The following is a 22,916-nucleotide window of genomic DNA, read 5'->3' as shown; positions in this document are numbered from 1 at the left end:
TCCCGGACCACCGGGGAAGCCGCCGTTGCCCTATCCGGGGGCCGGCCATTGCAAAGCACCGGATTCATGTCTCCCGCCCCGGGAACTCGCTAGGAAGACCGTCGCCAGGGAAGTCGGCGGTCGTGCCCGGAAGCGGCGAAAGGAGGTCGCGTTGGGAAGGCTCAGTACGCTCACGATCCTCTTGACCCTCGGCGCGTGGGGGGTAGCCACGGAAGGCGCGCCCCCACAGGACGCAGCCACCTCGACCAACCCGACGCCGCGTGCGGCCCTGCCCGCGCCGGCCGGTGACTACCTCAAGGGTGGTATCCGACTCTTCAACACCGGCGACCGCGCCAATGCCGCCAAGTATCTCAAGGTGGCCAGCGATTACCGCGATCAGCTCCAGCCTTCCGAGCAGTCGCAACTCGAAGATTATCTCGGCCGGATGAATCCCGCCCCGACGGATTCGGCGGTCACTCCCGCCTCGGCCACGTCCGCCCCGACGGGCGTCTCGGGGCTGGCCTCGCCGGGCTCGCCCCGGGGGACCACCGACCTCAAGCAAGAGGCACGGTGGAGGCTCCAGTCGGCCCGCGAACAGATGAGGCTGGGCAACTACGACGATGCCCAGCGGATCGTCGCCGAGGTCCAGCAGATGCCGGTGAAGTGGGGACTCTTCGATGAGACTCCCACCAAGCTGGCCGAGGCGATCGCCAAGGCTCGGCCCAAGATGACCGGGGCCACCTCCGGCGGTGCCCGCGACAAGAAGCAGGCCCTGGCCCGGCTCAAGGAGGCCCGCGATCTGCTGGCCAACAACCAGTTCGAGCAGGCCGAGGCCATCGCGCTGGACGTCAACACCTGGAACCTTTCCTACAGCATGTGGGAAGACAAGCCCTCCAAAGTGGCCGCCGCCGCCCGGGTGCTCCGGAGCCGCGACGCGGCCCGGAATCTGCCGGTCAAGGCCCAGCCCAGCATGGGCGTCTACGAGATCCTGGTCAGCGAGTCGCGGCATCTGATGGCCGCCGGCCAGCTCGACCAGGCCGAAGCCAAGGCCCGTCAGGCCCTGGCGATGAACGTCGTTCCCGCCCTGACCGCCGACCGCGCCGAGGCGGTCCTCCACGAGATCGGCGAGGCTCGGTCCAAGACCGCTTCGCCCGCCGTCGCGGCGAATCCGGCCGCCCCGACGACCCCGATTGCAGAATCGGCCAGCGTGATCGCCGAGCGTGAGGCGAACGTGCTCCTGGCGAAGGGCCAGAGCGACGCCGCCGGTGCCAAGTTTGCCCTGGCCGACCAGCTCAAGGCCCAGGAAATGGCCCAGCCCCCGGCCCTCTCGGGTGCCCCGGCCTCCCTCGACACCGCGGTCCAGAAGACCGCGACTGCCGATGGTCCCGAACTCGGGCCGGAGATCGCCCCGCCCGCGCTGGGCGAGCTGCCCGCCCCGGACCAGGCCCCCCTGCCCCTGACCGATCCCGCGGGATTGCCGGAGCCCATGCCCGCCCCCGCGATCGACGCCGGCCTCCCCCCGGTCGTCGCCCCGTCGATCTCCGCCGAGGCCCCGGCCGACGGCAACAAGGGTGAGGAATTGCTCTCCCAGGCGAAGGCCCTCTTCGGCGGCGGCAACTACCCGGCCGCTCGCGAGCTGGCCAGCCAGGCCAAGGCCGGCGGATTCGGGGTCGAGGCCCAGGCCGAGGAGATGCTCGCCCAGATCGCCCTCTCCGAACAGGGTGGGGCCCTGGCCGTCTACGAAGCCGCCCTCGACGCCCTCCGCAAGAACCAGGTCGCCCAGGCCCGCGCCTTGCTGGTCGAGGTCGCTTCCTCGGGAGCGGCCCTGGACGAGGGGATGATGCGGAAGGTCCAGGACCTCCTGATCAAGCTCCCTCGCGATGCCGAGGACGGCCGGGCCACCGCGTCCGACATCCCGACCTCGGACGCCGAGTCGCTCAAGGCCCAGAAGCTCAACGCCGAGGTCGGCACCAAGGTTGCCGAAGCTCGACGGATGATGGAGATCGACCCCGATAAGGGGATCGAACTGCTCCAGACGACCCTGACCTCGGTCAAGGCCGCCGAACTGCCCCAGACGGTCGCCCGGACCATGACCCGTCGCCTCGAAGTCGCCATCGAGCTGGCCAAGAAGGACAAGGTCGCCTTCGACGCCAAGATGCTCGACAAGAACGCCAAGGCCGAGATCGAGGCCAAGAAGCTTCGGATCCTCGAGGCCGACAAGGCCAAGAAGCTCGCCATGAGCGAACTGATGAACAAGGCCATGGAGGCCGAGTCCAAGGGCGACTACGCCAAGGCCGAAGAACTCGCCCGGCGTGCCCGCGAGATCGATCCCGAGGACGTCGCCGCCACGGCCCTGGCCTACAAGATGAACCTCCAACGCCACTACGAGACCTCGGTTCGCGACAAGAAGGCCAAGGAGGAAGGCTTCCTCGAGGAGATGCACGACGTCGAGAAGGCGATGGTCATCAACAATGATGCCTCCCGGAACGGCATCTCGTTCCCGGCCAGCTTCAGCGAGATGGCCGCACGTCGCCGAGATATGGCCCTCCGGGACTCTCGTCCCCGAAGCGTCACCGAGATGGCGATCGAGAAGAAGCTGAACGAGCCGATCACGCTCAACCTGCAGGACCAGTCGCTGGACGAGGCCATCAAGTTCATCCAGAACTACACCGGCCTCAACGTGATCCTCGACCCCAAGGCGCTCAACGACGAGGGGCTGAGCCGCGACTCCAAGGTCAACATGACCGCCAACAGCATCAAGCTGAAGACGGCCCTCAAGTTCATGCTCCGCCCGCTCGGCCTGACCTACAAGGCCGAGGAAGACGTCCTGCTGATCACCAGCCCGTCGGCTTCCCGGGACAACACCGTCAACTGGACCTACCCGGTGGCCGACCTGGTCGTCACCCCCGGCAAGGGCCCCTCGAACAACGGGACCAAGGGCGGTCAGCCCCCGCTGGCCGGCACCGACCCGATGACGCTCCAGACGATGGCGATGACCAACGCCTCGACCAGCCCGATCACGCCCGACACCTCGCTCAGCCAGCGGACCTTGACGGTCGCCGACATGATGCCGCTGATCCAGCTCATCACCTCGACGATCGCCCCGGGGACCTGGCGGATCACCGATCCCAGCGGCGGCAGCGATGCCGGCGCCTACGGGATGGGCGGCGGATTCGGCGGTGCGGCCGACGCGGCCGACGTGGCCCAGCCGGGCTCGATCACCCCGTTCCTGCTGAGCATCAGCCTGATCATCCGCCACACCGCCGAGGTCCATGAGGAAGTCGCCGAGTTGCTCAAGCAGCTCCGGAGGCTCCAGGATCTCCAGGTGTCGATCGAAGTCCGGTTCATCACGGTCAGTGATGACTTCTTCGAGCAGATCGGCGTGAACTTCGACTTCAACATCCAGTCCGACGTCTACGGGGCGAAGACCACCGCGTTCGCACCGAGCGGTTCGGTCCAGGCGGGCACCTATCCCTTTAACCTCGTCGGCACGGGCGGGACCACCGGCGGCGGAACGACCGGCGGCGGGACCACCGGCGGCGGAACGACCGGCGGCGGTGGAACGACCGGCGGCGGCGGCGGTACAACCGGCGGCGGTGGCGGAACGACCGGCGGCGGTGGTGGTGGCGGCTTCGCCGGCGGCGGCGGGACCGGCGGCGGCGGCGGCGGCGGGACCGGCGGCGGTGGCGGCGGCTTCGCCGGCGGCGGCGGCGGGACCGGCGGTGCGGGCATCGGCGGCGGTGGCGGGACCGGAGGCGGTGGCGGAACGACCGGCGGCGGCGGTGGCAACACCGGTGTCGGCTACATCCCCAACCCCTTCCTCGATCACTCGCTGGGCCGGAGGACTCCTCTTGTCGTGGGCACCAGCGCCGGCGGCATCGGGAACTTCACCAACAACCTGGGCATCCCCTTCATTCAGGGAAGTGCCAACCAGATCCAGCCGTTCAACGGCATCCCGTCGGCCGGGGCGACCTTGGGGATCTCGTTCCTCAGCGACCTGGAGATGTACCTCTTCCTGACGGCCGCCCAGGGCGACGCCCGGAACAACATCGTCCAGGCTCCCAAGATCACCTCGTTCAACGGTGCCAATGCGACGATCACCAACTCGCAGAACCAGTACTACATCGCGCAGCTCACCCCGATCGTCGGGCCTGGCTCGGTGGCCTTCTTCCCGACGCCCGCTCCCCTTCAGGACGGCGTGACCCTGAGCGTGACCCCGGTCGTCTCTGCCGACCGTCGTTACGTCCGGCTCTCGCTGGCACCGTTCTTCCAGACCATCAACGGCCTCCAGTCGTTCCCGGTCCCCGCAGCCGTCGGCGGCGGTGGCCTGGGCGGTCAGGGGACCAACATCACCGGTCTGATCCAGCTTCCGCTGACCACCGTCACCCAGATCAATACCACGGTCACCGTCCCCGACGGCGGCACGGTCTTGCTCGGTGGCGTGAAGCGGATGCGTGAGCAGCGGCTCGAGTACGGCGTCCCGGTCCTGGCCAAGACGCCGTTCATCAACCGCCTCTTCCGCAACATCGGGATCGGCAAGCGGACCGACAGCCTGATGCTGATGGTCACGCCCCGGATCATCATCCTCGAAGAGGAAGAGGCCCGACTGGGCGTCCAGACGGTCAACCCGAACCCTTGATTCGGGTCCGGTAGCCAGTCGTCGCACTTCCCAACGCGATTGGCCGTCGGGGGATTCGTTCCCCCGGCGGCCATTTTGCATTTCCGAGGCAGGACCATTAGTCTGGAGCCTGGTAGCGAATCGACCCCGATCCCGAAGAACGCCCGGGAGCCCCTGCCCATGCTGGCCGCTCTGACCCTGCTGAGCGCCCTGGTCCTTGCCACTGCCCCGGCCCAGGACCCCGAGGCCCCACCCCCTCCCAACGATCATTTCAAGCCCGACCCCGCCTGGAAGGCGCTGGGCCAGGACATCTGGTTCGACCCGAAAGGCAAGGTCCTGATCCTTCGAGCCCGGGTGGCCTTGCAGGACGGAGCCCTCGAACACCTGATCTGCCGGAAGGGGACCAAGGAGCACGAGTCGGTCCTCGCCACCGAGGCCCCCGCCCGGATCATCCACGCCGGACTCCTCCTGACCGGGGCCACTCCGGGCCACCCCGTCCGCTTCCAACCGGCATTCGAACCCCCGACCGGCACGCCCATCGCGATCGAGGTCGAATGGCTCAAGGACGGCAAACTCCAGAAAACCGAGGCCCGCGAGTGGGTCAAGGACCAGGCCACAGGGACCGCGCTGGCCCGCGACTGGGTCTTCGCCGGCAGCGAGCTGTTCGAAGACCCCCGGACCAAGACCATGATCTACGCCGCCGATGACGGCGACCTCGTCACCGTGGCCAACTTCCCCGCCTCGATCCTCGACCTTCCCTTCCGGAGCTCGGCCAACGACGCCGACCGGACTTACCTCGCCCGGGCCGACCGGGTCCCGGTCCGAGGGACGCCCGTCACCGTCTATTTGCGGCCCCGAGTCGCCGAGCCGGCCGGTAATGCCCAACCCGCCCCGGCCGCACCGAATCGCTGATCAAGATCGGCCGACGGATCGAAGGCAGGCCTCGATTCTCGCATGAGTGCTCGCTTATCCCGAAAGTTGACTTTCTCGCATACCAAGGTTAGGATTGGCGAGCGAAGGTTCCTGGAGAGTCGAGTATCATGCCAACCGAACAGTCCGTTGCAGTCGACCTGGTTGAGGCGAACCGATTCCTGGAAGGTGCGAAGCCCCAGGAGATCCTCCGATGGGCCGTCGAGAACTTCGCCCCGAAGTTGACGATGGCGACCGCATTCGGCCCGGAAGGCTGTACGATTCTCCACATGCTGGCCGAGATCGACCCCCGGACCCGGGTCTTCAACCTCGACACCGGATATCAGTTCCCGGAGACCCTGGAGCTCCGCGACCGGATCGCGACCCGGTACGGGATCGAGGTCGAGATGGTCCGGGCCGACTCGACGGTGGCGGAGTACGAGGCCGCGAACGGCGGGCCGATTTACGGGATCGACCCCAACCGGTGCTGCCAGGATCGGAAGCTCACCCCGCTCCGACGCGCGGTCGAAGGATACGACTCCTGGATCTCGGCGATCCGAGCCGACCAGTCGCTCCACCGGGCCAAGGCCGACATCGTCGGCTGGGACGCCAAGTTCGGACTCGTCAAGGTCAATCCCCTGCTCCGCTGGAACAAGCGGGACGTCTGGGCATTCGTCGTCACCAACGACGTCCCCTATAACCCGCTCCATGACCAGGGATATCCCTCGATCGGTTGCTGGCCCTGCACTCAGCCGGTCGCCCAGGGCGAGGACGAACGTGCGGGACGCTGGGCAGGCCAGGCCAAGACCGAGTGCGGGCTGCATTCGCTGGACAGCAGTCAGCTCTGAATCTCGCGAGGGAGGTCGCTCGGTTCCATGAAGATCTCCGCGAAGGCCGAATATGCCTGCCTGGCGGTGCTCGCCCTGGCGAGGCCCCGGCCCGACGATTCGCCGGTCCGGATTCGCGAGATCGCGGAGTCTCACGGAATTCCCGAACGCTATCTGGTCCAGATCCTCCTCCAGCTCAAGGGAGCCGGGCTGGTCCAGAGCACGAGAGGGGCGGCCGGCGGCTATCGACTGGCCCGACCGGCCGGGCAAATCTCCCTGAGTGAAGTCCTCAACGCCATCGACGGTCCCGGCGAGGTCCCTCGCGAGTCGAACAAGCCCGCCGCGCAGGTCCTCGCCGCCGTCTGGGAACACATCCGAGCCGCCGAACGCGCCGTGCTCGAACAAACCTCGATCGCCGATCTCTCGCAACGGACGGCACCCCACGAGTGGTTCATTTGAACTCCGGCCGGACGTACTCCTTCCGCAGATTGACCCCGAGCCCGGATCTCGCAGCCCGACCTCGGGAAGATTATCGCCGCTCGAAGCGGTGAATTATCGGACCACCTTTGAAAACCGGAGCCTCGCGTCAGGATCGGAGGGCAGACGTCACTGATCCTGGGCGAGGTCCATCTTCCGGCGTGTCCCGAAGGGTCTCAGCCCAGGAAACCGCGCGATTTCATCAACTCGAAGACCTGACGGACGCTCTCGTCCACGCTGATCTGGTCGGTCTGCAACACGAGATCGGGCGTGGCCGGCTCCTCGAACGTCGCGGACACGCCGGGCATCTGGGCGATCTTGCCTTCCTCGGCCAGGCGGTACGCACCGCTCTGATCGCGCTCCCGCAGGACCTCCATCGGCGCCGTGCAGTACACCTCGAGCACGCGGTCCTTGCCGATCAACTGCTTTGCCTTTTCGCGGACGGCCTCGTGCGGAGCCACAAAAGCCGCGATGGTGATCAGTCCCGCGTCATTCATCAACTTCGCCAGCTCGGCCGACCGCCGGAGGTTTTCCGATCGATCGTCCGCGGTGAACCCCAGGTCGCGGTTCAGCCCTTGCCTCATGTTCTGGCCATACAACACCGACACCGCCCGGCCCTCGTCCCAGAGGAGGCGTTCCAGCCCGTACGCGATCCGACTCTTGCCGCTCCCGGTCAGGCCGACCAGCAATACCGTCACCGGGGCATGGCCGTAACGCTGTTCACGCTCGGCGGGAGTGACCAGGCTCTCGCGCACTTTGAGGCGCACCGCCGGCTCCGCCGCCCAAACGTCTCCCGTGGTCCGGCCGCTGCCGGCTTCCAGGATCATGCCCGCGCCAACCGTATTATTGGTCAGTCGGTCGATCAGGATGAAAGCACCGGTCGCGGCGTTCAAGCGGTAGGGGTCGTACGCGATCGGCTGCGTCAGGCCGAGTTGCACGTGTCCGACCTCGTTCAGCTCCAGCCGGGCAATCTCCCGGTGCTCGAGGGTGTTGACGTCGACCCCGTAGCGGAACGCGGCGACCTCTGCCGTCACCTGCCGCGTGGCCTGCTTCAGCGTGTACACTCGACCGGGCACGAATGGCTGCTCGGCCATCCAGACCACCATCGCTTCGAGCTGGCTGCTGACATGCGGCGGATTGTCCGGCGGCACGAGCATGTCGCCCCGGCTGACGTCCACCTCGTCGGTCAGCGTGACCGTCACCGCCTGGGGCGCGAATGCCTCTTCAAGCTCGCCGTCGTAGGTCACGATCGACTTGACGTGGCTGCGCTTGCCCGAGGGCAGGATCATCACCTCGTCGCCCTTGTGCAGGATCCCGGATGCCACCGTGCCGGCGAAGCCGCGGAAGTCGAGATTGGGCCGGATGACATACTGGACCGGGAACCGCAGGTCGGTCAGGTTGCGGTCGCTGGCGATGTGGACCGTCTCCAGGTGATCGAGCAGCGGCGGGCCGGAGTACCACGGCATCGCGTCGCTCTTGGACGCGACGTTGTCCCCCTTCAATGCCGACATCGGGATGAAGGTGATGTCGCGCAGGTCGAATTTGGCCACGAAGCCGGTGTAATCGTCCTTGATCCGCTCGAAGACCTCTTGCGAGTAGCCGACGAGGTCCATCTTGTTCACGGCGACGACGACGTGACGGATGCCCAGGAGCGAGACGATGAAGGAGTGCCGCCGAGTCTGGGTCATGACGCCGTGGCGCGCGTCGATCAGGATGATGGCCAGCTGGCTCGTCGAGGCGCCCGTGGCCATGTTGCGGGTGTACTGCTCGTGACCGGGCGTATCGGCGATGATGAACTTGCGGCGGTCGGTCGAGAAGTATCGGTAGGCGACATCGATGGTGATCCCCTGCTCTCGCTCGGCCTTCAGGCCGTCGGTCAGCAGGGCGAGGTCGATCTCGCCGGCGCCGGTGGTGCCGACCTTCTCGCTGTCGCGCTTCACCGCGGCGAGCTGGTCCTCATAGATCATCTTGGTGTCGTGCAGCAGCCGGCCGATGAGCGTGCTCTTGCCGTCGTCGACGCTGCCGCAGGTGAGCAGTCGCAGAAGTTCCTTCTTCTGGTGGCGATCGAGGTACGCGTGGATGTCTTCCTGACTCAGGTCAACGGGTTGCATCTCAGAAGTACCCCTCGCGCTTCTTCTGCTCCATCGACCCCGCCTCGTCGTGGTCGATCACCCGGCCCTCTCGCTCGGAGTTCCTCGCGAGCAGCATCTCCTCGATGATCTCCGGCAGGGTCGTCGCTTCGCTCTCGACGGCCCCCGTGAGCGGATAGCAGCCCAGCGTGCGGAACCGCACCCGCTTCATCATGGGCTCCTCGCCGGGCTGCAACGGCATCCGTTCGTCGTCCACCATGATGAGCGTGCCGTCGCGGACGACGACCGGGCGGACGTCGGAGAAATAGAGAGGGACGATCGGGATATTCTCCAGGTGGATATACTGCCAGACGTCCAGCTCGGTCCAGTTGCTCAGGGGGAAGGCGCGAATGCTCTCGCCCTTGTTCACCTTGCAGTTATACAAATTCCAGAGTTCCGGCCGCTGGTTCTTCGGGTCCCACTGATGGAGGCGATCGCGGAAGCTATAGACGCGTTCCTTGGCCCGGCTCTTCTCCTCATCGCGTCGGGCACCGCCGAACGCCGCGTCGAACTGGTAGTGATTCAACGCCTGCTTCAGCGCAGCCGTCTTCATGATGTCGGTGTGCTTTTTCGAGCCGTGGTCGAACGGGTTGATGTTCTGGGCCAGCCCGTCCGGGTTGGTCCAGACCTTCAGATCGAGGCCCTCTTCGCGACAGAAGCGATCCCGGAACTCGATCATCGCCCGGAACTTCCAGGTCGTGTCGACGTGAAGCAACGGGAAGGGAAGCCGGCCCGGGTGGAACGCCTTCTGCGCCAGCCGGAGCATAACGGCGGAGTCTTTGCCGATCGAGTAGAGCATCACCGGCCGCTCGAACTCGGCGGCGACCTCGCGGATGATGTGGATGCTCTCCGCTTCGAGCACTTTCAGGTGAGTCAGGTTAAAACTACCGCTGGTCATCCGTCCTCCTGTATGGCGTCTTCCCAACGATTCTATAAGATCTCCTCGTCGCTTTGGTAGGGGAATCCACCTTGGCTCTCTCGAAAGTCGGATACTCCCCATACCCCGTTGTCTTGGGGGAACTCGCAACGAAGGGCGAGGCGTGAACGCCCCGCTATCCCTCGGCCCGTACCGGGGTTGGGGAGTATGGGCGGGACCGGATCCTCCGGGAATTCTTGCGATCCCAGGGGAAGGATCGCTACGATGGTTCGACATTAAACCGAGAATCCCTCGCCGAATCGTCGTATTAGTAGGAGCACAAGCCATTTCGTCGTCGACCTCACCGGCCCAGTCCGGCCTGATCAGTCCTTACGGGGGCGCGTTGATCGAACTCCTGGTCGAGGATGACCGGGCCTCCGAGATGAAGGCCACGGCGAAGGATTTCTCGAGCCTGACGTTGGACGAGCGTGGGATCTGCGACCTCGAACTGCTGGCGGTCGGCGGCTTCTCGCCTCTCGAGGGCTTCCTCGGGAAATCGGACTACGAACGAGTCATCGCCGAGGGTCGTCAGGCCAACGGAACTCCCTGGCCCTTGCCCGTCACGCTCCCGGTCGACCCGGGCGATGGTGTTGTCGTCGGCAAGCCGCTGGCCCTCCGCGACGTCTTCGGCAACCTCCTGGCGTTCCTCCACGTCGAGGAGATCTATCCTTACGACAAGGAGGCCGAGGCCAGCGGAATCCTTGGGACGACCGACGTCAGTCACCCGGCCGTCGCCCACCTCGATCGCCAGCCCGGTCATTACGCGGCCGGTCGTCTCGAAGTGATCCGCACCCCCCCCCACTTCGATTTCGTCGACCTCCGACGGACGCCGGCCGAACTCCGCCGGCACTTCGACTCGCTCGGATGGAAGAAAGTGGTCGCCTTCCAGACGAGAGATCCGCTCCATCGAGCTGACGAGGAACGGACCAAGCGAGTCGCGGAGCAGATCGGCGGCGGCCTGTTGATCCAACCGATCGTCGGGGTAACCAGGCCGGGCGACGCGGATCACTACACCCGGGTCCGTTGCTACCGGGCCCTGGTCGACAATTATTATCGGCCGGGCTCGGTCGTCCTTAGCTTGCTCCCTCTCGCGAAGCGGACGGCAGGACCACGCGAGGTCCTGCTCCGCGCGATCATCAGTCGAAACTACGGTTGCACTCACTTGATGATTGCTCCCGACCAGGACGATCCAGCAACCGGGAACATGGGGCAACTGTTCGTTGAGTCCGGTGCCGCCCGGGAAGCGTTGACGAGGTACAAGGACGAGATTGGCGTGGGCGTGGTCGACTCCAAGCCCATGGTCTATCTGCCCGAGGAAGACCGGTACAGCCCGATCGACGAGATCCCCGTGGGCGTGAAGACGGCCGACATATCGCGAGCCCAGCTCCGCGACGATTATCTGGGCAAGGGGATCCCACTGCCCGAGTGGTTCAGCCGCCCCGCCGTTTCCGCGATCCTCAACGAGGCCCATCCGCCGAAGTTCCGCCAGGGCCTGACGATCTGGTTCACCGGGATGTCGGGGTCGGGTAAGAGCACCGTTGCGCACGCGCTGGTCGAGCGACTGGCCGAGTTCGGTCGGAATGTCTCGATGCTCGACGGCGACGAGATCCGGACACACCTGTCCAAGGGACTCGGCTTCAGCAAGGAAGATCGCGAGATCAACATCGACCGGGTTGGCTACGTCGCGGGGTTGATCGCCCAGCACGGCGGGACCACCCTCTGCTCGGTCGTCAGCCCCTATCGAGGCCCCCGCGATAACGCCCGCAAGGCGTCCCAGGGGAGGTTCGTCGAGATCTTCTGCGACACCCCGATCGACGTCTGCGAGAAGCGCGACGTGAAGGGCCTCTACGCCAAGGCCCGGACTGCCGTCGCCGAAGGCAAGCCGATGGGATTCACGGGCGTCGATGACCCCTACGAGCCGCCCGAGAATCCCGAGGTCACCCTCGACACCAGCAAGCTCGGGGTCAAGGAGTGCGCCGACAAGATCATCAATAAGCTGATCGAACTCGGATATATCCTGCCACATGGCCACATCGCCTGACGGTCCGGCACCCATCACTTTTCGATCGAAGGCCCGAGGACCCTTGTCGACCGGGTTTTCTTCATCGATGCCGATGCTTGCACAAACGTCGGACTTCGTGGATCTTGAGAGGGGAAGGACCACTCGCCCGGCTCGGAGGTGGCACCGTGGATCAGCCTCGAAGGAAGATATTCGGGCCTCTTTTCCATGGGACGCTGGTCGTGAGCCTCCTGGCCACGGCCGGTTCGATCTTCATCTGTTTCAAGCCGGATCTGGACAACTGGCTCGAAAGTCGCAGCCTGATCGAGCTCATCCATTCCGACTCTTCTCGGGATCGTGAGTCGGCCGCGAGGAAGCTGTCGAGGATCGATCCCGAAAAGGCCGAGTTCGAGTACCGGCAGGCAACCCGAGATTCCAAGGCGGAGATTCGAGTCGAGGGGTATCGGGCCCTGGTCGCGCTTCGGCTCGACGCCTCGGATCTCATGCACTTGTTGCGGGAGGCGGCCAGTGACCACGATTCCTCGGTCCGGATCGAAGCGGCTCGTGGTCTCGGGAGCCTCGCCAAAAATCAGGCCATGAAGTCGAAACTGACATCGAGGCCTCAATCCCTGCCGCCCGACTTACATTCGGCCGGGATCGGCATCTTGAACACACTTTTAGAAGACCCGGAGCCCGAAGTCCGACTCGCGGCCATCGAGGCGGTCGTCTCCTTCGGCGGCGATCCCGTAACGAGTCGGATCCTGGCGGATGCATCGGACGATCCCGAAGGGGCCATTCGCTTGGCCTCGGCCAGGGCATTGATCGCCCTGGATGGCCCGAACGATCCCTCGGCCGTGAATGCGATCACATCGCTCGTCATCGCCCCTAATGCCTCCGAGCAGCGGTCTGTGGCCCTGGATCTCCTGAAAGACATGGATATTTCGGTCAGAGACCGGACGCTCGTGCGGCTTGGGGAATTGCTCGATGTCGCGGATCCGGAAACCCGCTATGACGCGATGAAAACCCTCGCGACCTCCGGACCATGGGCGAGAGCGGCGCTACCCGCATTGCGAAAGATCGGCCCGGAGGACGATCCGGAATTCCGGGCACTCGCGAGGTTGACGATGGCTCGAATCGAAGGGCTGGAGACTCCCCGGGGTGCCGAGATCCTGGTCGAGATGGTGACCGACAAGACCTTGATGGAGCCCCATCGTTATGAGGCGCTCGAGCTCCTCCGCGCGTCCAATCTCGCCTCACTCTCGCAGGTCACGCCGGGGCTCATCCTCCAGCTTGGGGACTCGGACCTGGCGATCAGGCAGTACGCCCACGAATTGCTGGCCGGGGTGATCGTGACGATGCCGGCCGAGATGCCGACCCCGGGAACAGGCCGTTGATCCCTCGGACCCGATGACAGATCAAAGCTTCGGCGTATCTTCCGGGGTCGCGTCGCCGGTCCGGTAGAGCGGTAGGAACCGGTAATAGACTTCCAGGGTCAGCACCGAGAGCGAGGTCTGGAACAGCCTCCCGGCCTTGGTCCCCCAGAGGTCGGGCTGGGGGAAGATCGGGCTCCAGCTCCCCCGGTCGCAGCCCTGCCCGCCGATCTGCATGGCGACCAGTCCGTCGCGGACCCTGGGGTTCCACTGCTTCCAGGCCTTGTTCTGCATGTTATGAAGGAGCTGGGTCGCGTAATACCAGTAGTAGATATTCCGCTCATTGGAGGCCTGGAGGTCGTTCCAGACCCCCTCGACACCCCGGGCCATCGCCGGGAGATCGCGGGGCCACCCCAGATACTGGCGGCACAGCAAGGCCTCGGCGGTCATGGTCGCCTTGGCGGGCAATCCCGGGAGATAGCCGTAGGTGGTCCGGTGCTTGTCGGCCCCCGCCGCGTCGAGGTAGTGGGAGCAACCCCGGATCACGTTCTTGGGGATCTCCAGGCCGCCGAGCCGGGCGCTCCGGATCGCGAACATCTGCCAGCCGAAGACCGAGGTATCACCGGCCTCACCGGGCTCGTAGCGCCAGCCGCCGTCGTATTTGTTCTGAGACTGGACGATGAAACCGATCGCCGCCTGGGCCGGCCCCTTGAGCCGGGGATCCTTGGACAGACCATACGCTTCGCAGAGGGCCATGCTGGCGATCGCATGGCTATACATCATGGAATGTCGGGTCCCTCCCAGGTAGAGCATGCCGTCCTTCCCCTGGTGCGAGATCAACCAGTCGATCCCCCGGGCGACCTGATCCTGGTAGCGGCTCTCCTGGTTGTGCATGTGCCCCGCGCCCAGGAACGGCAGGAGGGCCAGCCCGGTGGCCGCGGTATCCGACTCGGAGTGGACATCTTGCGGGCACCCGGGCGAGATCTTGCACTCGTTGCTGATGTCGAGGCTCCAGCCTCCGTCGTCTCGCTGGTGTCGCATCAGCCAGTTCAGGCCTTCTTGGACCGCTTTCTCCGAGGCCGTCGTCCCCCCCTCTCGGCGGACCATCTGCGCCCGGTTCGCCATCTGCCGGCCCGAGAACGGCGCGGTCATGTCCTCTTTGTGCATCCGGACCGACGTGATCAGGTCCGAGATCCCCGAGGAACTGAGCGTCGAGGGACGCTCCGGCATCGAGAGGTTCGGCCCGAAGCTCAGGCCGGCCGTGGCCCTCTGGTTGGTCCCTCGATCCGCCGACGCCAGCGCAAGCGACGGGGTCTGATCGGTCTGGATGGTGTTGAACGGGTCGCCCGATCGGTCCGCCGGGGACATCGAGGTGAAATCCTCGTCGGCCAGCGAGACGATCGACGAGTCGAAGTCGACACCATCCTCCTCATTGGCCCCCTGCACGAAGACGAAGGTCGCCAGGATCACCAGGACCACGGCGTGGATCAGCAGGCTGGTCCCCCAGGAGGGCAGCCAGGTCAACCAGGCCGGGGCCGTCCGGTCGATCCTGGAAAGTGTCCGACGCCAGCGGACCCGCGCAAGGCGTCTCCATCGTGGTCGAGCGTGCGGCATGATCGAATGATCCCGGGCGGTGAACCGACTTGAGGGTGTGCTACCGGGAAGACGCGCGGGACCGGTCGGGTATTCAGGACCAACCCGCGAGGCGACCGGCCGGGAGGACGACCTTTGACGCGCCTGAGTGATTATACCAGCCCGAGGACACCCGACGAGCCCCCCTCGGATCGACCGGCTTGGATCTTCCGAAGATCTCACCCACCGGCAGGGGAATGGGTTCGTTTTGACCGCCGATTGGGTTCGCCCCGATTCGACACCCGATCCGGCAAGTCCGGCCTGTGGTGGAGTGGAATGCGGAAGGCGGATCGGTTCAAAGTCTCGTCTCATCGGCCTGCAAAGCTCCCCTCTTCCCCATTTTTCCGGCAGGAACGCCAAGGATCTCGAGCTTGGTCCGTGACGGGACGGCCCCAGCCCGCCTCTCGGGTCGGGAGGGTCGGTCTGTTCGACCTATTGGCGAGATTCAGGCCCTGAGCCGTTCGAGCTTGCGGTGCCGAGCCGCTCGACGGGCCTCGGCGCGTCTCAGGGATCGTCCTCGACACGAGGGGACCATCTCGGGAAGTTCCAGGATCTCGCCCGACGCCGGGACTTCTACCGGGTCGAGGTCGAACCTCAGATCCTCCGGCGGGGATATTGAGTCATCCACCGACCTCGATGGGTTGCTCGGAGTCTCCGGGGACGATTCGGGCGTCTCCTCCGGCTCGACCTGGGCGACCCATCGGGGCGAGAGATCGGGGTGCGGTGCCCGGTGGGGGGATTCGTATCGGAGCTGCGAGAGGCACCAGCGGAGCCTCCGGTGGAGCGTCGACTCGTAGCGTCGGAGCCTCCGAAGCTCGGGATCTTCGTCCGTGGTCAGGTCCGCGCGGGCCAGTTCCCGATTCGCTTCGTCCAGGTCGCCCACCAGCGCCCGGCGATCCTTCAAGGCGGCGATCTCGCGACGGGCCACGCTCGCCAGGTCGTCGGCGGTGTCGATCACCTTCCCTTCGGGGTCGAGCAGGACTCCCGCTCGACGTCCGTCGCGAAACTCGGCCGGGGTCCCCAGCAGGTCGAAGGCGAGCCGGGTCTGTTCGGGGGTCCATGATCCCGCCAGATCGGCCGAATGCGCCAGCATCGCCCAGCGTCTCATCAGCCAATCGCACCCCTGGGGGGTCCGCTGGAGCTGCTCGGAGATCTCGGCGGGCCTGCGGGCGATCTGTCCCCCGGTCGTCTCGGCCTCCAGCCGTCGTTCGTCGTCCCAGGTCAATTCCGCCCGGAGGGAGATCTTGTCGCGGACCCGTCGTTCGATCCGCTCGCAGCGGTCGATCCTCATGCTCAGGATGGCGATCTCGTTGACCAGCCAGCAATGAAACTCATTCTGCGGCTTGAGCGTGTAATAGTAAGCCGAGGCTCGTTCCTGGATCGCTTCGATGCTCTCGGGCACCACGGCCGAGGAGCAAAGTCCATGTTTCAGGGCATTGGCCCGCGATCGCTCCTTCCCTTCGGGAGTCTTCGGGCCGGTACTCTTGAGGGCGTTCCGGCGGTTGGCTTCACGTCGAGCATCGGAGACGATCATGGGCAGCCTCGCGGGGGACCTGGGTCCGAGGGATCTCCCACGTACTTTCAGGCAAGCCCCTGCCCGGCTAGCATACTTCTCCGCTCGTTTTCAGCTGGATGTTTGACGACGTTGTGAAGAACAGTGAAAGAAGTCACAAGCGACTTCTATTGATCCGCCTGGGATAGCCCGGGTGGGGGCGTGCCGGACACTTCTTCGCCGTTGATTTCGATGGATGCGAGGGCCCGCCGGTTCTGACTGATCTGCCAGACACCAAGGACGAGGCTCGTCAGGCAGACACCCTTGAGGATCAGGAGGCCGGGCGGTCGCCACCAGGCCCCGGAACCGATCTCGATCAGGTCCGAGAGGCCGAAGGCGAGGAATGCCACGAAGAACAATCCACGGAGCCACGGGGTCATCCCTCGGACGCGATGGCCGAGCGTGACGGTCGCGGCGGCGAAGGCGGCCCAGAGCCCGGCCTCGGCCAGGTTGAATGCCTCGATGATGTCCATTTGCGGCCGGACCCCTGGCGGAGCAAGCAAAAGAGCGAGCCTCGGCTCAAGGCTGCGAGTCTGCCAGTACCTCTTCCTGAGGGGGCACGGCGGCCTTCCGCTTCCGGTTCGGGAAAAGGAAAGCGTACGATCCTCCCTCGCGGATCGCCCAGGTGAGCAGGAAGCCCATCACGTAAAATACGGACAACGCCACGACCATGGTCATCCAGGGTGCCACGATTCATCCCTCCGATTTTTCCCCGGTCGATGGTGCTCGACCTCGCACGCCGGAATTATAACGAATCGCCAAGCTTCCGGCGCAGGATCGTCGAGTTTTGGGCTCCTTTAAGTAGTCCGCCACCATCCTCCCATCCCCTCATCGGAGGCCGGTACAGGTCAGAGGGGAGAGCGGTCGAACGCCTCATGCAAGGCCCAGCGGGCCCGATGAAGGATCGGTGGGTCCGCGAAGCCGACGCCTATCCTTCGAATGGCGAAGGGGTCGGTCGATCCCGGACGATTCACGCCCACCAGGGTGTTGAAGGCCAGCCGATAGCCCGACTCCCGGGCCAGGCTGGGCGTCCGATCGTCCAGCGAGCCCGGCCAGCCGTAGGGATAGGCCAGGGCCCGGACCTCTCCGTCGAGCCGACTTTCAAGGATCCGCCTGGATTCGGCGAGTTCGACCCGCTGCACTTCCTCCGAGAGAGCCCCAAGCTCGCGATGCGTGACCGTGTGCGAGCCGATCGACATCCCTGACCGGCTCAGGATCCGAGCCTGATCCCAGGACATCGTCAATTCGCGACCCTGCCGATTTTCGTCAACGTCCACCTCCGCGCCTTTCTCCAGCCCTTCGCGAAACCTGGATTCGTCGAGATTGTGGCGATCCAGGTAGACCTGGACCAAACGGGCGATCGCTTCGGGCCTGGTCGAGCGCAAGAGGTCGATCTCGACCGACTCGGGCCAGTCCAGCCGGAGGACCGGCACTCGGGTCCGTGCGATCACATACGCGATGTGATCCCACCAGAACAGGCGGGGCGATTCCAGGAATCCCGCGGGTAGGAAGAACGTCGCGGGGATCCCCAACGATCGGAGAATCGGCAAGGCCAGCTCGAAATTATCGAGATACCCATCGTCGAACGTCACCAGGGCCGAGGGTCGGTCCACCCGGAACCCGTCCTCGGCCAGCCCGGCCACTTCTTCGAGCGTGAGGAGTCGATGGGTCCTGGCCAGCGATTCGAGTTCGGCCCTCAGGCCCTCCGGCGTGGCGGAGGCGACGCCTTCGTAGTAGGGGGCGGCCGACCGTTCGAGAATCCGGTGATAGGTCAGGACCAGGATCCCCGACTTCCGTGCGAACCGCTCGATCAGCCTGATCAGGCCGAGTTCTCCCAGACGCCTCGCCAGGAAAGCCCGCTTGTGGGTGATGATTGGCAAGGGAAACTCTCACGTATAAGCGTAGTCGGCTTCCGTCATCGACAGGTGGATCGTCGAGGCGGGGGGTATGAGTTGCGATCGGTCGCGGAGCCGGAATTCGATCGGGTGCGCGGGCAAATAGCCGGAGGCACCGAAGGCGCGAGCCGCCCACTCGGTCGAGACCACGGACGTGGCGACGTCTGCCCGCAGCCTCCCCAATTCGCCGGTCAGGGCATGGATCGCCCCGTGCCAGGCCGGCTCGTCGGAGTCATCGAGCATCAGCTCGACGACCTTGCCGACCAGGACCCGGCCCGGTCGAGGGACGACCGCCAGCAAGGCGATCCCCCGGATTCGGCCTTCGCCATGAAGGTGCCAGCCGGTGATCCCGCCTCGGGGATAGCGGAGGAGGTGATTCAGACGGTCCGCCCCTCGCGAGCTGAAGATGGCTCGTTCGGCGGTCGAGGCCAAAATGGGCTCGATCTCGCGGCCGAAGGACGGGACGGGTTGCAATGAGATAGGGCAAGCGGGGGGCGGGATCGATCCGGCGAGTATCCGCCCGGCGTCGCGCGCGGCCCGGAGTCCTCGACCGACCGGCCCGGGCCCTGGGACCTTCCATCGATAGCCCGCCCGGAGGACCCGCTGGTGCATCGTGACCGAACCGAAGAGGTTGTACCCGGCCCGGCTGATCACGCTCCGGGCGGCCTCGCTCCCCCCCAGGACATACTGGGTCTCGGTCGAGCGGTGGGCCCGCCTCATCAGCGTGGCCCCCACGCCCGAGGCGGATCGGTCGGCCAGCCAGTCGATCATATGAAGGGTCGAGACGCCTTCGGTCGGGAGGCCGGGGCCTCGGATCCGTCCCGGATAGACGCCCAGGTGCCCTACGATCCGTCCGGTTTCCTGATCGCGTGCCAGGAGGCTTCGCTCCATCTCGCACGAATCCTCGCCGATCGGGTCGAAATACTTCCAGCGGAGGACCTCGGTCGCGGCGAATGCCGAGTCCTCGGGCGAGTGGAAGCCTTCGACCAGGAATCGTCCGAGTTCCGGGAGGTCGTCCGCGGTCGTGGGCCGGATGTCATGGGCCATGGTCGCGAGTCTCGAATCCGGGCCGAGTATCCTCGCGAACCGGCGGGCCGATCGTGACGAGACGGGGTATCGATGTCGAGGAGGCACCGCCGATCGGTGTTGCCTCCTCGACAAAATGACGCCGACTTGTCGCCCGGTCAACAAGAATTCACGACGGGATGTCCGAGGCCCCCCGGAGTCGGTCCCTCCGGGGAACATCCTTAAGGTTCAGACCGCCTGACGAATCTCGGCGAAGTGGGGAGCGGGGATGACTCGGGGCGACTCCGGTGCGACGGCTTCGGAGAGCAGGAAGGGGGCCAACCCTCGGTGGACCTTCTGGGTCACCTGGCCGAATCCGGCCTCGGCGAACAGCTTGCGGAACCGAGCGGCCGAGGCGTGATGGACAGCCCCCTCGATCCCCGCGACGCAGACGTCGTAGATCAGCCAGCCCCAGGGACGGTCGCGATAGCCGTCGACCAGCAGGAGCCGACCGCTCGGCTTGAGGACCCGACGCATTTCCTCCACGGCCCGGTCCTGGTTCGGGTAATGGTGGAAGCTGTTGGCGCAGGTCACGAAGTCGAAGGCGCCTCGATCGAACGGGAGCCGTTCGCTATCGGCCTGGATCGGGAAGATCCCGTCGGCATGGGCCTTCCAACGTTCGGCCCCCTTGGTCAGCATCCCGGAGACCAGGTCGATCCCCCAGACCTGGGCCCCTGGTAAGGCCTGGCGGATCTTGGCGGCGAAGACGCCAGTCCCGCAGCCCACGTCCAGGACGCGTATCGGCCGGTCGCCGGCCTCATCCTTGATCCGGCGAATGATCGCCCTGTGCGACGGCCCGAACAGCAGGAGCTGGAGGATGCTCCGGTCGTAGCTCTCGCTCCATCGGGTGAATTCGTGAGTCGCCTGGTGCTTGTCGTAACCCATCGTTGGAGCCTCCGTGCTCGTCAAGGGGAGTGAATCGAGTGCAACTCGGCGCGATCGAATTACCCGATCGCCGAGAATGACGCAATGCGAGTCTTCTCGAACTCGTTTCGATTTGGCAGCCCGAGGCTTGGCCGCGACCCCCGCTTCCGGCACAATCCGGGGAGGGTGACGACGTGTCGGCCCGCCCCGCGAAAACTCCGGAAATCCGCCATGATTCGTCGACTTGCCCTGTTGATGCTCGGACTCGGGGCCGGATCGGCCCTAGCCGACGAATTCGAGCAACTGGACGGCCCGATGCTGACCAGGCTCGTGAAGGGGCCGGAGGCCAAGCCCCGCCCCCAACTGACCTTCGGCGAGATCGGCGCCATGCCCGCCTTGCTCCGCGACTCTCGATCGGCCCTCGTCCTGGCGACCACCGACCGGGGGAACCCGGCCCGGCTCCTGCTGAGTCCCGAGCTTCGGAAGCCGGCCTCCGGGGTGGGCGAGCCGATCCCCGTCCTTGTCCTGGAGCGGCTCGACACCTTCGACGCGGCGGGGCCCGCGAACCGCCTGGCTTCTCGGAGGGATCTGGTGGTCTTCGACGGATTCCAGGTCGATCTCGAAAGCGGCCAGGTCGTCCCCGAAGGTCAAGGGGGGGATCTCGTCTTCCGGGCCTCGGGGGAGGTCGGGCCTCGCCTGGAGCCGGTGGGACCGGCCCGGCTTTTCACCCTGGACCGAGCCCCGCAGTTCGACGACGCGAAGGTCCCCCGGCCGACCCCGGGTCGTCGGGTCGTCGCGGCCGATTTCGCGGGACGTTACCGACTCTTCGCCAACGGCCAGTGGTCGGGGACGCTCGACCTGAGGGTGGAAGATCGGGGGGTCGTCCGGGGGCAATTCCGATCCGACCTCCACGGGAGCGCCTACCCCGTCACGGGCCAGGTGGCCGCCGACGTCCCGCAACTGGTCCGATTCTCGATCAGTTTCCCCCGGGCCCGCCAGGAATTCGAGGGGTATCTCTGGGGCGAGGGCAAGGGGGCGATGGCGGGGACGGCCAGCCTCCTGGAACGGACCTTCGGCTTCTTCGCCCTCCGCGAAGGGGCCCAGTTCGCCCCCGATGGGCAGGATCTCGGACCGGTCGGTGGCTCGGAGGTCGATCGACCGGGCCGGCATGTCGTCGAGATCCGGGCCGATGGACCGCGACTCGACGGAGAGGCCACCACTCTCGAAGCCCTGGTTGCGTCGATGAAGCCCCTGGCCGAATCCGGCGAGGCCTGGGTCCTGATCCGGATCCCGGCGGATCGCCCCTTCGGCGAGATCCTCCCGTTCGTGGAGGCCGTCCGGGCCTCGGGCGTCTCGACGGTCCGCCTGGAGGCGATCGGAACGCCTTGACCGAGGGAAACACGGAGTTCAATCCGGTGGCGAGAGTGCGTCGAGGAGGACCCGGAGGTCGTCGAGGTCGTCGGGCTCCAGGGTCATCAGTCGCTCGGCCAGCGTGTTGATCAGGGCGAAGAATTGCTGGAGCCCGACGATCCGGTCCCTCATGGGCTTCATCGAGGGATCATCCCCGGCCAGCCCGACCGATCGTTCCAGGACGATCAGCGTGGGGTCGAGCTCCCGCCGCTTCCGCTCGTGGAGGATCCGACGGAAGAGGGTCCAGACATCGCCCTCGGCCCGATAATACTCGCGGCGCTCCCCCTGGCGGTGGACCTTGTGGACCACGCCCCAGTTGATCAACTCGCGGAGATTCATGCTCACATTGCCGCGCGAGACCCGGAGTCGTTCCCGGAGCCCCTCGGCGGTCCAATCGACCCCCGTCACGTAGAGCAGGGCGAACAGCTCGCCCATCGTCGAGTTGATGCCCCAGGAGCGGGCCATCACCCCCCAATGTTCCACGAATTGACGGATCAACTCCTCTGATTGCGGATCATCCGGCAACGAGGATTCGGTGGGCGTGGAGTCGCCATCCTGTGGGAGATCCATCGGGCTAGTCGACAAAATGTTGGATTCCGAGGAAGGGAGGATGGATACTCTTGCCTTGGATCGAGATCCCAAGCATCATGTTATGTGGGGATCCGAGAGGTCCAGAGCGGCCCGACTCGACGACTCTTGAGTGTTGTAAGCCAACTCAGCCGCCGGAACAACCGCCAATGCCCGATTAAGATCGGGTCCAGGTGGAATTTTTTCGAGGCGTCTTCTTTTTTCGGGTAAGCTTACCTCACTTCGCCTACGCTTGGCCCCCGATCATTGATGATCGAGAGCCCGGCGCCCTCCTGCCCGGCTCCGAGTCCGAAAGTGCCAAGGAGTATGTCCGATGCCCGAGACCGTCGTCCATTTCCAAATCCGGATGCCACCGGTCCTTCATGAGCAGTTGGCGAGCTGGGCCAAGGAAGACAAGTCTTCGCTGAATGCCCTGATCGTCGGAATCCTCGAGAGAGCGATCGCAGAACACGAAGCCAAGGGCCCCACCAAGGAGTGAGGCCACTCTCCGGATCGGGCGTCCCGCCTGGAGGCGTTTCGCCCCGATTTTCCGAATCGGTCTTGAGTGTCAGGCGTCGTCGTTGTATCTTGAATTCGCCGATTCCCCGATAGCTCAATCGGTAGAGCGAGCGACTGTTAATCGCTAGGTTCTAGGTTCGAGTCCTAGTCGGGGAGTTTCTCCGAGATCTCTCGGATCAAGTCGCGAA

Annotated in this window: 18 protein-coding genes and 1 tRNA gene; 9 read left to right on the top strand and 10 right to left on the bottom strand. The window is 65.6% G+C overall.

Annotated elements, in window-relative coordinates; genetic code table 11:
* The first annotated feature begins 151 nt into the window (after window positions 1-151).
* The 4 genes from P12x_RS08210 (at window position 152) to P12x_RS08195 (ending at window position 6,792) form a co-directional block, all read left to right on the top strand.
* The gene (locus P12x_RS08210) at window positions 152-4,618 is read left to right on the top strand and encodes a type II secretory pathway, component PulD (protein ID WP_435010379.1); all 4,467 of its coding nucleotides are present in this window, start codon (window positions 152-154) and stop codon (window positions 4,616-4,618) included.
* A 159-nt stretch (window positions 4,619-4,777) separates the two neighbouring features.
* Complete coding sequence (locus P12x_RS08205) at window positions 4,778-5,509, top strand: YdjY domain-containing protein (protein ID WP_435010378.1); 732 nt, start codon at window positions 4,778-4,780, stop codon at window positions 5,507-5,509.
* A gap of 128 nt (window positions 5,510-5,637) precedes the next feature.
* Window positions 5,638-6,354, top strand: a complete 717-nt coding sequence (locus P12x_RS08200; RefSeq protein WP_435010377.1) for a phosphoadenylyl-sulfate reductase — start codon at window positions 5,638-5,640, stop codon at window positions 6,352-6,354.
* A gap of 27 nt (window positions 6,355-6,381) precedes the next feature.
* Window positions 6,382-6,792, top strand: a complete 411-nt coding sequence (locus P12x_RS08195) for an RrF2 family transcriptional regulator (protein WP_435010376.1) — start codon at window positions 6,382-6,384, stop codon at window positions 6,790-6,792.
* A 194-nt stretch (window positions 6,793-6,986) separates the two neighbouring features.
* Here the strand turns inward: P12x_RS08195 and cysN are convergent, their stop codons facing one another.
* A complete protein-coding gene (gene cysN / locus P12x_RS08190; RefSeq protein WP_435010375.1) occupies window positions 6,987-8,921 on the bottom strand; it encodes a sulfate adenylyltransferase subunit CysN in 1,935 nt (644 codons plus the stop codon).
* A 1-nt stretch (window position 8,922) separates the two neighbouring features.
* Entirely contained in the window at window positions 8,923-9,837 is a 915-nt protein-coding gene (cysD, locus tag P12x_RS08185) for a sulfate adenylyltransferase subunit CysD (RefSeq protein WP_435010374.1), read from the bottom strand.
* 361 nt (window positions 9,838-10,198) lie between these two features.
* Between cysD and P12x_RS08180 the strand changes: the two genes are divergently transcribed.
* Together P12x_RS08180 and P12x_RS08175 are read left to right on the top strand one after the other, a co-directional pair.
* On the top strand, window positions 10,199-11,896 hold the full coding sequence (locus tag P12x_RS08180) for a bifunctional sulfate adenylyltransferase/adenylylsulfate kinase (protein ID WP_435010373.1): 1,698 nt from the start codon (window positions 10,199-10,201) through the stop codon (window positions 11,894-11,896).
* A 146-nt stretch (window positions 11,897-12,042) separates the two neighbouring features.
* Window positions 12,043-13,248 carry a HEAT repeat domain-containing protein gene (locus P12x_RS08175; protein ID WP_435010372.1) on the top strand — a complete coding sequence of 402 codons (1,206 nt, stop codon included), beginning with the start codon at window positions 12,043-12,045 and terminating at the stop codon, window positions 13,246-13,248.
* A gap of 21 nt (window positions 13,249-13,269) precedes the next feature.
* Here P12x_RS08175 and P12x_RS08170 read toward each other — a convergent pair whose 3' ends face one another.
* From P12x_RS08170 to P12x_RS08140, 7 genes are all read right to left on the bottom strand, one after another.
* A complete protein-coding gene (locus P12x_RS08170; RefSeq protein WP_435010371.1) occupies window positions 13,270-14,838 on the bottom strand; it encodes a prenyltransferase/squalene oxidase repeat-containing protein in 1,569 nt (522 codons plus the stop codon).
* Between the two features lie 463 nt (window positions 14,839-15,301).
* Window positions 15,302-16,390: a hypothetical protein gene (locus P12x_RS08165; protein ID WP_435010370.1), complete on the bottom strand. Its 1,089-nt coding sequence runs from the start codon at window positions 16,388-16,390 to the stop codon at window positions 15,302-15,304.
* Between the two features lie 146 nt (window positions 16,391-16,536).
* Window positions 16,537-16,881, bottom strand: coding sequence for a hypothetical protein (locus P12x_RS08160; RefSeq protein WP_435010369.1), 345 nt, complete (start codon window positions 16,879-16,881; stop codon window positions 16,537-16,539).
* 46 nt (window positions 16,882-16,927) lie between these two features.
* Complete coding sequence (locus P12x_RS08155) at window positions 16,928-17,098, bottom strand: hypothetical protein (protein WP_435010368.1); 171 nt, start codon at window positions 17,096-17,098, stop codon at window positions 16,928-16,930.
* A 158-nt stretch (window positions 17,099-17,256) separates the two neighbouring features.
* The gene (locus tag P12x_RS08150) at window positions 17,257-18,288 is read right to left on the bottom strand and encodes a polysaccharide deacetylase family protein (RefSeq protein WP_435010367.1); all 1,032 of its coding nucleotides are present in this window, start codon (window positions 18,286-18,288) and stop codon (window positions 17,257-17,259) included.
* A 9-nt stretch (window positions 18,289-18,297) separates the two neighbouring features.
* Complete coding sequence (locus P12x_RS08145; RefSeq protein ID WP_435010366.1) at window positions 18,298-19,350, bottom strand: GNAT family N-acetyltransferase; 1,053 nt, start codon at window positions 19,348-19,350, stop codon at window positions 18,298-18,300.
* A gap of 207 nt (window positions 19,351-19,557) precedes the next feature.
* Complete coding sequence (locus P12x_RS08140) at window positions 19,558-20,253, bottom strand: class I SAM-dependent methyltransferase (protein WP_435010365.1); 696 nt, start codon at window positions 20,251-20,253, stop codon at window positions 19,558-19,560.
* A gap of 210 nt (window positions 20,254-20,463) precedes the next feature.
* On the opposite strand from P12x_RS08140, the gene P12x_RS08135 reads away from it, so the two are divergent.
* Window positions 20,464-21,621 (top strand): ExbD/TolR family protein, encoded by a 1,158-nt coding sequence (locus tag P12x_RS08135; RefSeq protein ID WP_435010364.1) that lies wholly within the window; start codon window positions 20,464-20,466, stop codon window positions 21,619-21,621.
* 18 nt (window positions 21,622-21,639) lie between these two features.
* On the opposite strand, the gene P12x_RS08130 is transcribed toward P12x_RS08135, so the two are convergent.
* Entirely contained in the window at window positions 21,640-22,212 is a 573-nt protein-coding gene (locus P12x_RS08130) for a GbsR/MarR family transcriptional regulator (RefSeq protein ID WP_435010363.1), read from the bottom strand.
* A 331-nt stretch (window positions 22,213-22,543) separates the two neighbouring features.
* Between P12x_RS08130 and P12x_RS08125 the strand changes: the two genes are divergently transcribed.
* Together P12x_RS08125 and P12x_RS08120 are read left to right on the top strand one after the other, a co-directional pair.
* A complete protein-coding gene (locus P12x_RS08125) occupies window positions 22,544-22,708 on the top strand; it encodes a toxin-antitoxin system HicB family antitoxin (protein ID WP_435010362.1) in 165 nt (54 codons plus the stop codon).
* Between the two features lie 103 nt (window positions 22,709-22,811).
* A tRNA-Asn gene (locus tag P12x_RS08120) sits at window positions 22,812-22,884 on the top strand.
* Window positions 22,885-22,916: the final 32 nt, after the last annotated feature.

Origin of the sequence: Tundrisphaera lichenicola (assembly GCF_051175385.1) — a bacterium.
Classification (GTDB): domain Bacteria; phylum Planctomycetota; class Planctomycetia; order Isosphaerales; family Isosphaeraceae; genus Tundrisphaera; species Tundrisphaera lichenicola.
The sequence above is the reverse complement of the archived record's forward strand: the minus strand, read 5'-3'. Positions and strand labels throughout refer to the sequence as shown.

Coding starts and splice junctions, on each gene's coding strand:
- P12x_RS08205 (WP_435010378.1), top strand. CDS start 4,778: ATGCTGGCCGCTCTGACCCTGCTGAGCGCCCTGGTCCTTGCCACTGCC.
- P12x_RS08200 (WP_435010377.1), top strand. CDS start 5,638: ATGCCAACCGAACAGTCCGTTGCAGTCGACCTGGTTGAGGCGAACCGA.
- P12x_RS08195 (WP_435010376.1), top strand. CDS start 6,382: ATGAAGATCTCCGCGAAGGCCGAATATGCCTGCCTGGCGGTGCTCGCC.
- cysN (WP_435010375.1), bottom strand. CDS start 8,921: ATGCAACCCGTTGACCTGAGTCAGGAAGACATCCACGCGTACCTCGAT.
- cysD (WP_435010374.1), bottom strand. CDS start 9,837: ATGACCAGCGGTAGTTTTAACCTGACTCACCTGAAAGTGCTCGAAGCG.
- P12x_RS08170 (WP_435010371.1), bottom strand. CDS start 14,838: ATGCCGCACGCTCGACCACGATGGAGACGCCTTGCGCGGGTCCGCTGG.
- P12x_RS08165 (WP_435010370.1), bottom strand. CDS start 16,390: ATGATCGTCTCCGATGCTCGACGTGAAGCCAACCGCCGGAACGCCCTC.
- P12x_RS08160 (WP_435010369.1), bottom strand. CDS start 16,881: ATGGACATCATCGAGGCATTCAACCTGGCCGAGGCCGGGCTCTGGGCC.
- P12x_RS08145 (WP_435010366.1), bottom strand. CDS start 19,350: ATGGCCCATGACATCCGGCCCACGACCGCGGACGACCTCCCGGAACTC.
- P12x_RS08140 (WP_435010365.1), bottom strand. CDS start 20,253: ATGGGTTACGACAAGCACCAGGCGACTCACGAATTCACCCGATGGAGC.
- P12x_RS08135 (WP_435010364.1), top strand. CDS start 20,464: ATGATTCGTCGACTTGCCCTGTTGATGCTCGGACTCGGGGCCGGATCG.
- P12x_RS08130 (WP_435010363.1), bottom strand. CDS start 22,212: ATGGATCTCCCACAGGATGGCGACTCCACGCCCACCGAATCCTCGTTG.
- P12x_RS08125 (WP_435010362.1), top strand. CDS start 22,544: ATGCCCGAGACCGTCGTCCATTTCCAAATCCGGATGCCACCGGTCCTT.